This window comes from Pseudomonas sp. WS 5010 (genome assembly GCF_012985565.1).
Classification (GTDB): Bacteria; Pseudomonadota; Gammaproteobacteria; order Pseudomonadales; family Pseudomonadaceae; genus Aquipseudomonas.
On the sequence record NZ_JAAQWQ010000002.1, the window covers coordinates 387,816 to 403,405 of the forward strand.

Annotated in this window: 11 protein-coding genes; 4 read left to right on the top strand and 7 right to left on the bottom strand. The window is 61.0% G+C overall.

The annotated features are described in order from the left end of the window. Together HBO11_RS06580 and HBO11_RS06585 are read right to left on the bottom strand one after the other, a co-directional pair. Nucleotides 1-474 carry an LEA type 2 family protein gene (locus HBO11_RS06580; RefSeq protein WP_169951884.1) on the bottom strand — a complete coding sequence of 158 codons (474 nt, stop codon included), beginning with the start codon at nt 472-474 and terminating at the stop codon, nt 1-3. Nucleotides 475-482: 8 nt separating this feature from the next. Further along, nucleotides 483-1,910, bottom strand: a complete 1,428-nt coding sequence (locus HBO11_RS06585) for a nucleobase:cation symporter-2 family protein (protein ID WP_169951882.1) — start codon at nt 1,908-1,910, stop codon at nt 483-485. 234 nt (nt 1,911-2,144) lie between these two features. On the opposite strand from HBO11_RS06585, the gene HBO11_RS06590 reads away from it, so the two are divergent. Continuing rightward, nucleotides 2,145-3,770: a methyl-accepting chemotaxis protein gene (locus HBO11_RS06590; RefSeq protein ID WP_169951880.1), complete on the top strand. Its 1,626-nt coding sequence runs from the start codon at nt 2,145-2,147 to the stop codon at nt 3,768-3,770. Nucleotides 3,771-4,202: 432 nt separating this feature from the next. On the opposite strand, the gene HBO11_RS06595 is transcribed toward HBO11_RS06590, so the two are convergent. The 5 genes from HBO11_RS06595 to HBO11_RS06615 all read right to left on the bottom strand — a co-directional run bounded on the left by HBO11_RS06595 (nt 4,203) and on the right by HBO11_RS06615 (nt 9,338). Beyond that, nucleotides 4,203-5,180, bottom strand: coding sequence for a D-glycerate dehydrogenase (locus tag HBO11_RS06595; protein ID WP_169951878.1), 978 nt, complete (start codon nt 5,178-5,180; stop codon nt 4,203-4,205). Further along, entirely contained in the window at nt 5,180-6,475 is a 1,296-nt protein-coding gene (locus HBO11_RS06600) for an MFS transporter (RefSeq protein ID WP_169951876.1), read from the bottom strand. The genes HBO11_RS06595 and HBO11_RS06600 overlap by 1 nt, the downstream gene beginning before the upstream one ends. A 59-nt stretch (nt 6,476-6,534) precedes the next feature. After that, on the bottom strand, nt 6,535-7,479 hold the full coding sequence (locus HBO11_RS06605) for a sugar kinase (RefSeq protein WP_169951874.1): 945 nt from the start codon (nt 7,477-7,479) through the stop codon (nt 6,535-6,537). Continuing rightward, nucleotides 7,472-8,254, bottom strand: a complete 783-nt coding sequence (locus HBO11_RS06610) for a TIM barrel protein (RefSeq protein WP_169951871.1) — start codon at nt 8,252-8,254, stop codon at nt 7,472-7,474. Before HBO11_RS06610 ends, HBO11_RS06605 begins: the two co-directional genes overlap by 8 nt. Before the next feature lie 64 nt (nt 8,255-8,318). Further along, nucleotides 8,319-9,338, bottom strand: coding sequence for a LacI family DNA-binding transcriptional regulator (locus HBO11_RS06615; protein WP_169951869.1), 1,020 nt, complete (start codon nt 9,336-9,338; stop codon nt 8,319-8,321). A 265-nt stretch (nt 9,339-9,603) separates the two neighbouring features. Between HBO11_RS06615 and HBO11_RS06620 the strand changes: the two genes are divergently transcribed. From HBO11_RS06620 to HBO11_RS06630, 3 genes are all read left to right on the top strand, one after another. Continuing rightward, nucleotides 9,604-10,836, top strand: a complete 1,233-nt coding sequence (locus HBO11_RS06620; RefSeq protein ID WP_169951867.1) for a hypothetical protein — start codon at nt 9,604-9,606, stop codon at nt 10,834-10,836. Between the two features lie 195 nt (nt 10,837-11,031). Continuing rightward, nucleotides 11,032-13,050, top strand: a complete 2,019-nt coding sequence (locus tag HBO11_RS06625) for a hypothetical protein (RefSeq protein WP_170058849.1) — start codon at nt 11,032-11,034, stop codon at nt 13,048-13,050. Nucleotides 13,051-13,309: 259 nt separating this feature from the next. Then, a complete protein-coding gene (locus tag HBO11_RS06630) occupies nt 13,310-15,574 on the top strand; it encodes an autotransporter outer membrane beta-barrel domain-containing protein (RefSeq protein ID WP_169951863.1) in 2,265 nt (754 codons plus the stop codon). Nucleotides 15,575-15,590: the final 16 nt, after the last annotated feature.

Below are 15,590 nucleotides of genomic sequence, written 5' to 3' on the forward strand. Positions count from 1 at the left end.
TTACCAAGTCACGGTGTTGGGCAGGTCCAGGGTACCGCGATCGACAAAGCGCATCGTGCCAAACAACCCGCCTGCCAGCTTGCCGCGCAGTACATAGGGCAGGTTGTTCAGACTCTGGGTCTGGGTCTGGCTCAGGCCCAGGGTCTGGCGCAATACCGAAAACGCTGAAACGCTGACCGGGACGGTCAGAACCGTCTCGGAGAAGCGCGGGATGGATCCCTGTTGATCAGCGACCCCAGCCGCCAGCGGCCGGCCATTGACCTCCAGGTCCAGGGCCACGCCGTTGTAGTCGATGGCCGTGTCGTTGGGGTTCTGCACCCGCAGCTTGATTGCAAAGCGCACTTCCAGGTCCTGGCTTTGCAGCGGCTCGATGCCCACCACATTGATATGCAGCGGGTCACGGTTGGGGAACAAGGCGCAGGCGCTCAGGCTGAGCAATATCAAAGACAGGGTCAGGCCGATCAATCTGCGCATAAGGGTTCCTATTTGGTCGGTTCCGGGTCCTGCATCACTTTGAGGGTAGAGGCTTCCGGGTCAAATTCATCTTCTTCCAGCTCTATGAACTCTTCAGGCAGGAAAATGTTCAGCAGGATCGCACAGAACGCACCCACGGTAATCGGCGACTCGAAGATGTTATGCAAGGCCTTGGGCAGTTCGCGCAGCACTTCCGGCACCGCCGCCACGCCCAGGCCCATGCCCAGGGAAATCGCCACGATCAGCACATTGCGCCGATGCAGCCCGGCCTCGGCGAGGATCTTGATCCCGGCCACCGCCACCGTACCGAACATGATCAGGGTCGCGCCGCCCAACACCGGCTTGGGCATCAGTTGCAGCACCGCGCCAATCATCGGGAACAGGCCCAGCAACACCAGCAGGCCGGCAATGAAATACGCCACATAGCGGCTGGCCACGCCGGTCAACTGGATCACCCCGTTGTTCTGCGCGAAGGTCACCATCGGCAGGCTGTTGAAGGTGGCGGCCATCACCGAGTTCAGGCCGTCCGCCAGCAGGCCGGACTTGATGCGCTTGATATACAGCGGGCCCTTGACCGGCTGCTGGGAAATCATCGAGTTGGCGGTCAGGTCACCGGCCGCTTCCAGGGGCGAAATCAGGAAGATCACCGCCACCGGGATAAACGCCACCCAGTCGAACGAGAACCCGTACTTGAACGGCACCGGAACGCTGATCAGCGGCACTTGGGGCAATGCCGCCAAGTCAACGCGCCCCAGCCACCAGGCCACCACAAACCCCAATGTCAGGCCGATGACAATCGAGCCCAGGCGCAGGAACGGGTTATTGAAGCGGTTGAGCACCACGATGGTCAGCAGCACCAGGGCCGCGAGCCCCATATTGCCCGCTGCGCCCAGGTCCGCGGCCCCGTAGCCGCCTGCCATGTCGGTCACGGCGACCTTGATCAGCGACAGGCCCATCAAGGTGATGATGGTGCCGGTCACCACCGGGGTGATCAGCTTGCGCAATTTGCCGATGAACTGGCTGAGCACCACTTCGATAAATGCGGCGAAGAAGCAGATGCCGAAGATCGTCGAGAGAATCTCCTCGGTGCCGCCGCCCCGGGCCTTGACCATGAAGCCGGCACTGAGGATCACGCTGATAAAGGAAAAGCTGGTGCCTTGCAGGCACAGCAAGCCCGAACCCACCGGGCCGAAACGTCGCGCCTGGACAAAGGTGCCCAGGCCGGAGACGAACAGCGCCATGCTGACCAGGTAGGGCACTTCGCTTTCCAGGCCCAGTACGCCGCCGACGATCAGGGTCGGGGTAATGATCCCGACGAAGCTGGCGAGCACATGCTGCAGGGCGGCAAAAATCGCTGCCGTGAAGTGCGGGCGGTCTTCCAGACCATAGATCAGGTCCGATTTATAACGGGGGCGGGGGGCTTGAGCGTCAGACAAGATACGTGCTCGGGTCAGAAAATGGAGGCGCAGGATGCCAGAAAGCGCCCACTGTCAAAAGTGTGAAAATATATTTCTCCGGTTTGTGCAAAAAGCCTCAAGCCGGCCGATACCTCTTATAGGCCCACACAACCCTTATAACAGTGGCGCCGAACAGTCATCTCGGTGCGTTGACGCTAAGTGACCGTGTCGCGGCAAGGACGCTCGCAGCCATCCCTCTTTGAGAGCTTTCCTATGTCCCTCCGTAATTTGAATATCGCACCTCGGGCGTTTCTCGGTTTTGCGTTTATTGCGTTGCTTGTGATTGTTCTGGGGGTGTTTGCCGTCAACCGCATGACCCTGATTCGCCAGGCCGCGCTGGACATGGGCGCCAACCAGCTGCCGAGTGTCGGCTACCTGGCCAATATGACCGAGAGCGTATTACGCCTGCGCATTCTGTCGTTCCGGGTGCTGGTCAACCGCGAGCCTGGCGCCCTGCAAGATGCCCAGGCGCGCATTGATGTCCTGGTCGACAAGGCCCGCCAAGCCCAGGCGGGTTACGCCGCGATGCCGGCCGGCGCCGAAGAAGCGGCGCTTTACAAGACTTTTGCGGTGACGTTGGACAACTACCTTAAAGCCCAGGCTGAAATGCTGACGTTGTCCCAGCAGAACAAGGTCGAGGAGATGCGGGCCCTGATCAACAGTCGGATCAAGGACGGCACCGATCAGATGGGTGAACAGCTCAACAAGTTGATTGCGATCAACGCTGCCGATGCCAAGCAGGCCGGGGACGACGCCGGGCGCAGCTACCGCGATGCGATCAGCGGGATTATCGTGGTGTCGGTGGTCGCGGCGCTGATGACCGTATTGCTCGCCTGGCTGCTGACCCGCAGCATTGTCACACCCTTGCGCAAGGCGGTGGCAGCCGCCGAGACCATCTCCAGCGGCGACCTGAGTAAGGTTATTGAGGATGATGGCCAGGATGAGCCTGCGCGGCTGATCAGCGCCCTGGCGACCATGCAGGGCAACCTGCGCCAGACCATCCAGCATATCGCCGGCTCGGCGACGCAATTGGCGTCCGCCGCCGAAGAGCTGAGCGCGGTGACTGAGGAAGCCTCCAAGGGCTTGCAGCAACAGAACAATGAAATCGACCAGGCCGCCACCGCCGTCAATGAAATGACCGCTGCCGTGGAAGAAGTGGCGCGTAATGCGGTGTCCACCTCCGAGGCCTCGACCCAGTCCAACCAGGCCGCACGGGAAGGGCGCGACCGCGTGGTGGAAACCGTGGGCGCGATCCAGACCATGACCCAGGACGTGCAGAACACCTCGGTGTTGATCGAAGGCCTGGCGACCCAGGGCCGCGATATCGGCAAGGTGCTGGATGTTATTCGGGCGATTGCCGAACAAACCAACCTGCTGGCCCTCAACGCCGCCATCGAAGCCGCACGCGCCGGTGAAGCCGGGCGCGGGTTTGCCGTGGTGGCCGATGAAGTGCGCGCCCTGGCCCACCGCACCCAGCAGTCGACCCAGGAGATCGAAAAAATGGTCGCCGGCATCCAGAACGGCACGGGTGAGGCGGTGCAGTCCATGCAACAGAGCAACCAGCGCACCCAAAGCACCCTGGAAATGGCCCGCGCGGCGGGTGTGGCACTGGAGCAGATCACCCAGTCCATCAGCCTGATCAACGAGCGCAACCTGGTGATCGCCAGCGCGTCCGAAGAACAGGCCCAGGTATCGCGCGAAGTGGACCGCAACCTGGTGAACATCCGCGACCTGGCCACCCAATCGGCGGCCGGCGCCCACCAGACCAGCGCCGCCAGTCACGAACTGTCGCGCCTGGCAGTGGATTTGAATGCGATGGTGGCGCGGTTTGTTATCTAAGCAGGGAAGGCTTGGGTGCCTGGCATACCGCTATCGCAGGCAAGCCAGCTCCTACCTCTGATTTGTGGTGTGACCCAAACTTCTGCCCCAATGAAGATCCCCTGTGGGAGCGGGCTTGCCCGCGATGGCGGTGGCTCAGCCACTGTTTGCGGTGGCTGGCATACCGCTATCGCAGGCAAGCCAGCTCCTACACGTGATTGGTGGTGTGGCCCAGACTTCTGCCCTGACGAACATCCCCTGTGGGAGCGGGCTTGCCCGCGATGGCGGTGGCTCAGCCACTGTTTGCGGTGGCTGGCATACCGCTATCGCAGGCAAGCCAGCTCCTACACTTGATTGGTGGTGTGGCCCAGACTTTTGCCCCGATGAAGATCCCCTGTAGGAGCGGGCTTGCCCGCGATGGCGGTGGCTGGCACACGCCATTTGGTCGAGCTGTCAGGCTTTCCATACGCCGGGATTGACCAGGTTTTTCGGTCGTTCTCCCGCCAGTGCCGCCAGCAGATTATCCACGGCACACCGCGCCATCGCTTCCCGCGTTTCATGGGTGGCAGAGCCGATGTGCGGCGTCGCCACCACATTGTTCAAGCGCAGTAGCGGCGAGTCATGGTTCAACGGTTCACGCTCGAACACATCCAGCCCCGCCGCGCGGATCGTACGCTGTTGCAGCGCTTCTACCAGCGCCGCCTCGTCCACCACCTTGCCCCGGGAGATGTTGATAAAGATCGTCTCCGGGCCCATGAGCGCGAATTCCCTGGCACCAATCAGCCCCTGGGTCTCGGCGGTCAACGGCAAGGTCAGGCATACAAAGTCGGCTTGCTGCAACAGGTCGGGCAAGCTGCGGTATTGCGCGCCGAAGCGCTGTTCCACCGCAGGCTTGGGGGAGTGGCTGTGATAGATCACCGGCATGCCAAAGCCAAAATGCCCGCGCTGTGCCAGGGCTTCACCAATGCGCCCCATGCCAATGATGCCCAGGGTCTTGCCGTGTACATCGCTGCCAAAGTGCAACGGGCCGATGTTCTGGTTCCAGTTGCCGGCGCGCACCATGTTGGCCAGCTCCACCACGCGTCGGGCGGCGGCGAGGATCAGGGCAAAGCCGGTGTCGGCGGTGGTTTCGGTGAGTACATCCGGGGTGTTGCTGAGCAAAATGCCGCGTTGGGTCAGGTAGTCGATGTCGTAGTTATCGACGCCCACCGAAACACTGGCCACTGCCTCCAGGCGCGGCGCCAGGTCCAGCAGTTGCGCATCCAGGCGCAAGCTGGCGCCCAGCAGGCCGTGGGCGGTGGGCAATGCCTCACGCAGTTGCGCCAGGCCCGTGGCGTCGAGGCTTTCGATCAGGGTCACGGTGGCCGCCTCGTGCAGGCGGGCCATCAGCGGCGCGGAGAGTTTTTTGTACAGCACGACATGTTTTTTCATCAGGTTCTTACCTTCAAATCCAGGGAGTGCAACGGTGCTGCCGGGGACGGCTCACGGGCACCGGTCTTGAGAAAAATCGTCAGTACCACCGACAGCAGCAACGCGCCGCTCATCAGCAGGTAGGACGCACCGGGCGAGCCGGTGCTGCTGTTGAGATAGCCCACCAGGTACGAACCGCCAAACGAACCCAGCGCGCCCATGCTGTTGATCAGCGCCATGGCGCCCCCGGCAACGTTGGCCGGGAGGATTTCCGGGACGATCGCAAAAAACGGCCCGTAGGGCGCATACATGCAGGCGCCAGCAATCACCAGCAGGGTGTAGGACCACCAGAAATGCTCGGCCCCCAGCAGGTAGGAGCCATAAAACGCCACGGAAGCGATCAGCAGCGGTGGCCACACGAAACGTTTACGCTTTTGCAGCTTGTCCGAGCCCCAGGACACCACGAGCATGCCAATCACCGCCGCCAGGTACGGCAACGCCGAAAGCCAGCCGGCTTCGACCATGTCCATCTGCAAGCCGGCCTTGAGGATCGACGGCAGCCACAGCACAAAGCCGTACACGCCGATGCTCCAGCAAAAGAACTGCAGCGCGAGGATGATCACCTGTGGCGAGCGGAACGCTTCGGCGTAGTTTTTCACCGCCTTGAGCCCAACCTGCTCGGCGGCCAGGGCGGTTTCCAGGTCGTGCTTCTCGCCGGCGTTCAGCCACTTGGCATCGGCTGGGCGCTCATCGGCCAGGCGCCACCAGATAAAGGCCCAGAACACCGCCGGCAGGCCTTCGATGATAAACATCCAGCGCCAGCTGTAATGCTGCACCAGGTAGCCGGACACCACCGACATCCACAGCATGGTCACCGGGTTGCCGAGGATCAGGAAGGTATTGGCCCGCGAGCGTTCGGCACGGGTGAACCAATGGCACAGGTACACCAGCATCGCCGGCATCACGGCGGCCTCGACCACCCCGAGCAGGAAGCGGATGGCGATCAGCATGTAGGCGTTGGACACGATGCCGGTCAGCGTGGCCAGGCCGCCCCAGAGGATCAGGCTGACAAAAATCAGCTTCTTGACGCTACGCCGTTGGGCATAGATCGCCCCCGGCACCTGGAAGAAGAAGTAGCCGAGGAAGAACAGCGCGCCGAGCAGCGAGGACATGCCCGGGGTAATCATCAGGTCTTCGGCCATCCCGGAGGCGGCGGCGAAGCCATAGTTGGCGCGGTCCAGGTACGCCAGGCTGTAGGTGATGAACACGATGGGCATGATGTACCACCAGCGGCGGGTGGCGAGTTTGGTCGTCATGGGTTTGCTCCTGAGCTTGTTGTAGTTGTGGCAACAGGTAACGGGTTTAGCGCCGGGGGTCAGCCGGCCTTTTGCAGGGCTGGCAGGTCGGCGCGCATGGGCAGGCCTTCCATATCGCCACGACTCTGTACTGCGCGGCTGCCGATCCAGTTGGCGCGCTGTACCGCCTGGGCAAAGCTGAGGTTTTCGAGGAGGGCGCTGATCATGCCCACGGCAAAACCATCACCGGCGCCCACCGTGTCCACCACCTTGGCCACCGGCACGGCGGCGACAAACCCTTGGTCCAGATGGCTACGGTAGTAAGCGCCGTGGGGCCCGAGCTTGATCGCCACCGCTTCCACACCCTGGTCGAGGTAGAAGGCGGCAATATCCGCCGGGTCTTCGAAGCCGGTCAGCAGGCGACCTTCGCTCAGCCCCGGCAATACCCAGTGGGCCAGGCAGGCCAGGGCGTTGATTTCGCGGATCATTTTCTGCTCGCTGGGCCAAAGTGACGGGCGCAGGTTAGGGTCGAACGACACACTGCGGCCTGCCGCGCGCATCTGGCTCATCAACTCGCGCGACAGCTCGGCGGTGGCGTCCGACAATGCTGGCGGAATCCCGGTGGCGTGCAGGTGCCGTGCTTTTAGCAACTGTGGAGTGATCACGGCGCTGGACAGGTGACTGGCCGCCGAGCCACGACGGAAATACTCGACCTTGGGATCGTCGCCGCGCTCTTCCCGCGACTTGAGCTGAAAGCCGGTGGGGTGCGCCGGATCGACCGCCACATGCCGGCAATCCAGGCCTTCGCGTTCTAGGGTATCGACCACAAAACGGCCCAATGAATCATCCCCCACACGGCTCAGCCAAGCCACATTGAAGCCCAGGCGCGACAAGCCGATCGCCACATTGCTGTCGGCGCCGGCAATGCGTTTTTCAAAGTGACCGACCTGGGCCAGGTCACCGGTTTGTTCGGCGACGAACATCGCCATGGTCTCGCCGAACGAGAGGATATCGATCTCAGACATGGGCATTCTCCACACGCGGTTGGCCAAGGTGGGTGAGGGCGGCGACCTGCACGGTGGTGACCGCCACCAGGTCTGCGCCTTGCAGCGGGAATTCCACCGCGCGGCTGATACCTTGGGGCATCAGTTGCAGCAATTGTTCCCACAGATGCAGGTCGGCGGTGGCCGGCGGCAATGCCACCAGCTTGCCGTCGGCGCGACGCTCTACGGCCTTGCAGTGCAGGTAGTCGACATGGCGGCCCAGCAGGCGCGCAGCGGTGCGCGCCGATTGGTCCTGCCAGTGCCAGTTGCCGATATCGAAGGTCATTTTCACCGGTACCGCCAGGCGCTCGGCTTCATCGAAGAAACGTTGCAGCGGCTCGATGCGCCCGCCGTGCAGGGTCTGGTCGTTTTCCACCAGCAAGCGCACCGGGTGGCGATTGAGCAAGGCGCTGAGGCTGTGCAGGTCGTTGGTGTCGGTGAAGTAACCAAGGGACACCTTCAACCAGCGCGCACCGAACGCCTGGGCGCGGTCGAGGGTGGCGGCAAGCTCGGCGTTGGCTTGCGCCCGCCCGGCCACCCACAGTTCCAGGGGCGAGGAAAATACACACTCCAGGCCTTGCGCTGCGGCGGCTTGCGCCAGTTCAGCGGGCTGTTCGGTGGTCAGCAGTTCTTCACGCCATTCAATGCGCGTGGCGCCGGCGGCGGCCAGCAGGTCGACAAAACTCAGTTGGCCGCGCTGGCGCACCAGGTCGGCGCCGTAGCTGGAAAGGCTGATGGAAACGGGGTATCTGTGCATTGTTATTGATCTCTGAAACCGGTTTCATTTGAAGATAAAAAAATGCTCGTGCAGGCGGTTATGCCTACACGGGTTGGGTTGAGCCTCGGACGATCAGTTGCGGGGCAAAATCCACCGAACGGGTCGGCGCGGTATCGCCGCGCAAGCGCTTGAGCAAGCACTCAAAAGCACTGGCGCCAATGGCTTCGGTCGGCTGGGCCAGGGCGGTGATGCCGCTGCCCACCAGCGGGTACCATTCCAGATCATCCAGGGCGAGCAAGCCCACGTCCTCGAACAATCGGCAACCCAGTTCGCGCAGGGCTTTGGTACAGGCCAGCGCGGCAATGCCGTTGGCACAGAACAACGCTTTGGGCCCGGCTTGGCCTGCGCCAAGAAACGTCTGCAAGCGGTGGGGCAGGTCGCGGTCTATTTCCAATACGGCGCCGCGCATTTTTTTGCGACGGCGGATCTGGGCCTGGAAACTCTCCATACGCTCAACCCGCGAACTGGTGCCATCGGCCGCCTCGCTGACCAGCAAGATATCCCGGTAGCCCTGGTGTTCCAGGTGGTCCAGCGCCATGCCCACGGCCAGTGGGTTGTCCAGGCCTACCAGGTCGCTGTGCAGGGCGTCGACCTTGCGGTCCACCAGCACCAGGGGCATTTCCCGTTGCAGTTCCAGCAGTTGTTCGAGGTGATGGCCCAGGGTGTTCACGATCAAGCCTTCGATGTTATAGGCGCGCAGGGCTGCCAGGTGCTGGCGCTCCTGCTCGTCATCGCGGTCGGTGTTGCACACCACCAGGCTGTAGCCGTGCTGGCGGCAGGCGGTTTCCACGCCATGCATCACGGCAATCGAATAGGGGTTGCGGATATCGGCCACCAGCATGCCGATCAGGCGCGTGCGCCCACGTTTCAGGCCTCGGGCCATCTGGTTGGGGCGGTAGCCGAGCTCATCGATGGCCTGCTCGATGCGCAGGGCGATGGCGTCGGAGAGCAGGGCGCGGTCATCGCCGATAAAACGCGACACGCTGGCCTTGGAGACGCCGGCGCGTTCGGCTACATCAAGCATGGTCACGCGGCTGCGTTGGGCGGCGGAGAATGAAGTCACGGCGGGGCCTTTCTTATTAGTGTGAGGTGGCAGTGCGCTGGGCATTGAAACCGGTTTCAGAAAACACCAGCCAGCCCCTTTCGTCAAGAAAATCTTTGCTGGAACACTGCCAAAACCGGCGGCGTGAAACCGACGAGCGGCGAGCCGACCTGTTAGTTCTGACAGTATCCGCAGCGCTGCTGGACGTGTTCAATTATCCCAACTGAGCCGCAAGCGCCGTGATCCATCGACGCCCTGGCGCGTGTCTAGGTGATGGGAGGTTTTGATGAGCACCCACAATGCTGGCCAATCCAATGGCCCAGGCGGCATCCTGTTGATTGAAGCGCCTATCGTCGTCGACGCGCTGCCTGATGGGTTGCTGCCGGCACAGTTTTATTTCGCTGATCTGCAGCTTGAGATTCCGACGCCCTGGGCGTTTTTACCCGGTCCGGGCAGAGATCAGTATCTGGTGTTCGAGTGGAACGTTCGCGGTGCCCGGCCCTTGGATACGCCGCCGATTTTGCTGCCTAACCCGATGACGCCTGCCGACTTTCCCTACGCCCTGCAGATACCTCAGGCATTCCTGCTCAACAGTGCAATTGTTGATCTGCGGTTTCGCATCCATAACCGCACGCCGAACAGCCCCAGCGTTGATGCCTCCGAGGTTGTGACCATCAGGATCGACCGCGATGCACCCGGTGGGGGGGCGTTGCTGCCACCGCCCATTTTTCCCATCGATCCGATCACCGAGGCCTACCTGGTTGCCAACCCCCTGGTGCCCATGGAAATCCCCAAGGACTATCTGGATCGTGAGGTGGGTGATCAGGTGCTGATGTATTTTTCAGATATGAACACCTTGCCAACCGGCGCGCCTACCCTGGTTTCAGCGCCGCTGACCAGCGCCACCGGCCGTATATTCGTGAATGTGCCCAGCGCCGTGTTCCGCAGTTTCCCGGGCGCGCGCTGGATCTTCTGCTTCTATCGCCTGAAGGACCGCGCAGGCAACGTCAATCCGCTGTTTTCACAGGTGGAGCAAGCGGAGCTGCAAACCGGCCTGCCGCCGTCCAGGTACCCTCGGCCCAGTTTCCCGCAGGCGGAGTCGCATCCAAACCGTTTCCTGACCTGCAGCACCCAACCTGCGATCTGGTTGAGAGTCGAGGTGCATGTCGCGCCTCACGCCGACATACACGCTGGCGACCTGATCACGCTGCGGTTCCAGGGGTATGGCAAGTACCCGGATGTCAATCCGGACCCCAATATCGTGGAAACCCTCACGCATTATTGGGATGGGGTCGCCGATGCGGCGGGCTATACCTTCTGGATTCTGGATGTCGAGCGCGTGATTCGGCCCCTGAAAAAAAACGCCGGCGGCGAGGCCAGTTACACGGTGTCCAGGGGCGGCGTGGTGATCGGCCGTTCTTCTTCGCGCTATGTGGAGTTCGACCGCGTGGTGCCCACCTCACCGCCACCGCCCACGCCTATTTATTGCTGGATTGACGGCAATGGCCCCGAGGACTGAACACCCTACACGTTTGCTTTAACAACAGATGGGTAATTCGAAAGGTGGTTTGTTTGGCCGCGTGTTTTACGCGCTGGAGAGAGTGTTGCTGCGATTTCAGTCACCAGGCAATCACTCAAGTATCGGGCGATGACGGCTTGGCCACCTAATGAGTGTTTGTGCGACGCCTACATTAAGTACTAAGGAGAGACTGATATGAGCAGCAACCCTGACGTCACCATTACACCAGCGCCGTTCGTTATTGATGCCCCCACGATTGCAGAAGCATTGGATGATGCAACCGGGCTCATCCCGGTAGCCGTTGCACGTGCGGGTATAACCCTTCAACTGCGAACCGGGCTGATTTCATTGCGCACCGACTGGCTGAGTGTCGAAATTCGCAGAACCACAGATACGGTGCCCAGTTGGACCACCTTCGTGCCCCCCTTCCAGATCAACTTGAACCCCGTGCCGGCAATAATCGATAGATTTGTTCCTGCTCCGGCTCCCGAGTTTGAGTTCGCCCATGGCTTTTATGAACTCAAAGTCACGCAATACCGTAATGCCAGTGGTGTACCGGGTCCTGCGAGGGATGAGTCCAACCCCGCCGCATTCCGGGTTGACCTCATTGCGCCCTACGCCGTAGCGGCGTCCCGTGAACAGCCGACCGCTCCAGTGTTAGTCAATGCCCCGCCGGGTACGGTTATCAACAATGCTTTCCTGATCAACCAGGGCGGCGTGGAGGTGCGTATCCTGGCAAACAGTTTCGGGCCGCAGCCCGGACGGTTTGAAGCGGGGGACGAAATTGACGTGTACTACAGCCCGGTCATGGACCCTCGGCCCGAGTATTTGGTCAGTGGTCCAGGTGTGCCTATGCTGCCGCCACCTGCGTCGAGCACTTTTTTCCTGCCAGCCAGCCTGATCACCTTGAGTGGTCTCTATTACTTTTTCTACACCATCAGGGACCGTGCAGGGAACGTCAGTCGCCCGTCGTTCAATGAGTTTCGTACGGTTTCGTTGTTGGCCGATCCCGTGCCATTGGCGCCGTTCCTGCCACTTGCGCCTGCCCCTCGTAACGGCAGCACTGATGACCTGCTCAGCATTGCGGACTATGTGCAAGGGATCGATCTGCATATTGAGCAGTATGTTAATTTCGTGACCGGGCTGGACAAGTTCGAGACGCAATGGGAAGCCGAGCCCTTTGGCCCGCAAACTACCGAGCTCACTGGTTTCCCGGTGGTGTTCAATAATATGAATGACGCAATCAAGGCCGCCTATACCGCGACGCTGGGCCCGCAGACGGTAAATGTGCGTTACCGGATCGAGCGCAACGGTGTGTTCTTCACCTCGCCGGATAAAACCCTGCAGCTCGATTTGTCGGTCGAAGGGCCGGTCCTGCCGGGCACACTGGAGCCAGGCGATGTGAACCCTGGGCTGAACCCGCCGCAAGTGTTTGGTGCCAACTCCAACGAGTTGAACACCCTGCGCATTGGGGATGCGAACCTGCCTGTCACTATTGTGATCCCCCTTTGGATCATTGCGGCGCTGCCTCATGCAGCTAATGAGTTTTACCTGTATTGGGGCACCTCCAGAGAGCGTGTCGGGCCGTTCCCTTTAAGCACTACAGTTCCCGGCGCCGACGCGACGTTTACCATTCCCTGGGACGTAGTGGCGCGCCACGGCAACAATATGCAACCGGTCAGCTACTCTGTGATTGGCCCCGGCACCACCAATGAAAACCCATCGCCCGTGACCATGGTCAATGTGATCGATGCCGTGACGGTGGAGCTGGCACCTGCAAGGTATCAGCGCCTCGTGTTTGATGAATGGAACTGTCAGTCGCTGGTACAAATCCAGCCTGGCTCGCCACCGGTACTGGCTGCCACTGTGTTGATCCCGGGCGATGCAAGACTGGTAGTGGGCAATACCGTGGATGTTACGATCACCATTACCAGCGAACGCCCAGGGCATCCGTCAGGGCCATTTACACTGACTATTACAACCCCGCCCTTGACCGCTGCCGAGGTGGCCAACGGTATTGAGGTAAATATCATCTACCGTCCGTTCCTGGCTCAAGTGGCGTTTGGGCCGTGCGAGGTCACCTACACCACGGGCGTGGCAGGTGGGGGACTCGGTCGCGGCGAACTGGCCGAGGTATACACGGTATTCTCCAACCCTGACTCATTCTGTGATGGCGTACCGGCTAGCCTGGGAACCACTCTGATAAGTCAATAAACCGCTGCAAGCACAAAAGGGAAGCCAGGCTTCCCTTTTGTGCGTCTGCAAGCCTTGGATTGGCGCGTTTAGACGGTTCCGTCTGCCGGGGGCGCCACTTTCCATGCATCTGCGCTGCCGATTAACACTGCTCGTTCAGATTAGTCCTACAGTCGTCGGTATGTTCACTACGTAACCTCTGCGCTGTACAGGTGAGGCCTCATTCCGCGGGGAACGAGCCAAGCCGTTTTTAGTGGCTCTACCCCAGAGAGTGAACCCGATGTCAGCACCCATTAACTTCGAGCTCAAACCCTTGAGCAAGATGATGAAAGTCCCAGCCATGACTGTCCTGCTGTTTGCGGCAGTGCAAACCAATGTGCAAGCCGGCCATCTGATTGGCGAGTCCAAGGTCATTGGCGCCGATGAACCGACAAATCACTGGCAACTCGATCAAAAGTCCGAGCTGACCATGAACGGCGCCCGTGCGGGCCATATCCTGGCCAACGATTCGACGCTGAATGTCAATCCCGGCAGCCTGATCGAGGATATCCGCGCGACACAGGGCTCCTCCGTCAGTATTAACGGTGCCACGGTCAATTCCAACAACTCGACATGGGGCGCGGTGCGCCTGGATGACAGCACAGCCATCATTCGTGACAGCTCCATCAACAGCAACACCGTTGTCGGCCTGCAAGTGTTCCAGAGCTTCAACTCGCAAACGGGCGGCATTGCCCAGGTGTTCAACAGCATCATCCGCGGTGTAAAGGGTGGCGCAATAGCCAACGGCAACGCCGAGTTGCATTTCAACCAGAACACCGTGGTCGAAGGCACTGGCGCCGACAGCTATGGCGTGTTGCTTGATGGTGCAACGGCGACTGCCAGCCAGAGCAGCATCATCGGCGGCAAGAATGGCGTGCTGTTCACCAACAACCTTGGCAGCACCACTGCCGGCAAGCTGGTGCTGGACAATTCCAGCGTCGAAGGCCGCAGCGGCTCGGCCATTGTTGTCGAAGGTGAGCCTGGCGAGCCGATGGACGTTGAAATCGACGTGCGCAATGGTTCGACCCTGATCGGCGGCAATGGCACGTTGCTGGAAGTCAACGGCGGCGCCCAGGCGAGCATGAACGTCGACAACAGCCGCTTGAACGGCAATATCATTGTCGAGGACGGCAGCACCGCGCACCTGAACCTCGACAACAACGCCGGGCTGACGGGCCAGTTGCACAATGTCAGCAGCCTGAACATCGGCGACCAGTCCTACTGGGAGTTGACCGGCGACAGCCAGGTGGGTGCCTTGAACCTGGCCGGCGGTACGGTGAAGTTCGGCGACAGCGACGCGTTCTATCAGTTGGACCTGGACAGCCTCGACGGTAAAGGCACCTTTGTCATGGGCACCGATTTTGCCCGGGGTATCACCGACTTCCTGAATATCAATGGCCAAGCCAACGGCAACCACAGCCTGCTGCTTGAGGCCACTGGCGTGGAGCCGCTCAACCCTGAAGCGATTCGTATCGTGCACACCGAAGGCGGGGACGCGCAGTTCTCCCTGGCCAATGATTTCGTCGACGTGGGCGCCTACTCCTACGGCCTGAAAAAGGACGGCACCGACTGGTTCCTCGACCCGGAAAACCGTGTGATCAGCCCGTCCACCCGCTCGGTGATGGCGCTGTTCAACACCGCACCGACCGTCTGGTACGGCGAGGCGACCTCATTGCGTACGCGCATGGGCGAACTGCGTTTCGAGCCTGGTCAGGCGGGTGTGTGGATGCGCGGTTACGGCAACAAGTACAAGGTGGCCGAGAGCACTGGTGTGGGCTATGACCAGAACCAGCAAGGCTTCACCCTGGGTGCCGACATGCCGTTGGCCGACAGCCAGTGGCTGGTAGGTGTGATGGCCGGTCACAGTACCTCGGACCTGAACCTCAAGCGCGGTACGTCCGGCACCGTGAAAAGCTACTACGTGGGTGCCTATGCCACCTGGCTGGATGAGGAAAGTGGCCTGTACTTTGACGCCGTGGCCAAGCTCAACCGCTTCAACAACGAGTCCAAGGTCGGCATGAGCGACGGTACCAAGTCCAAGGGCAAGTACGCCAACACCGGTGGCGGTCTGTCGGCAGAGTTCGGGCGCAACATCAAGCTCGATGACGGCTACTTCGTCGAACCGTATGCACAATTGTCCACCGTGGTCATCCAGGGTGCCAATTACAACCTGGACAATGGCCTGCACGCCGATGGCGAGCGCACCCGTTCGATCATGGCCAAGGCCGGCGCGACGATTGGGCGTGATATCCAGCTCGACAGTGGCAGTGTCGTCCAGCCGTACCTGCGGGCAGCGATGGTGCATGAGTTTGCCAACAACAATAAGGTCAAGGTGAACAACAATGTGTTCAACAACGACCTGTCAGGTTCACGCACTGAGTTCGGCGCAGGGGTTGCGGTGAAGTTGTCGCAGAACCTGCAACTGCACGCAGACCTTGAGCACAGCAGTGGCGGCCGGGTCGAGCAGCCTTGGGGCGCCAACGTAGGTATGCGCTACAGCTGGTAAAAACAGGACGCTTATT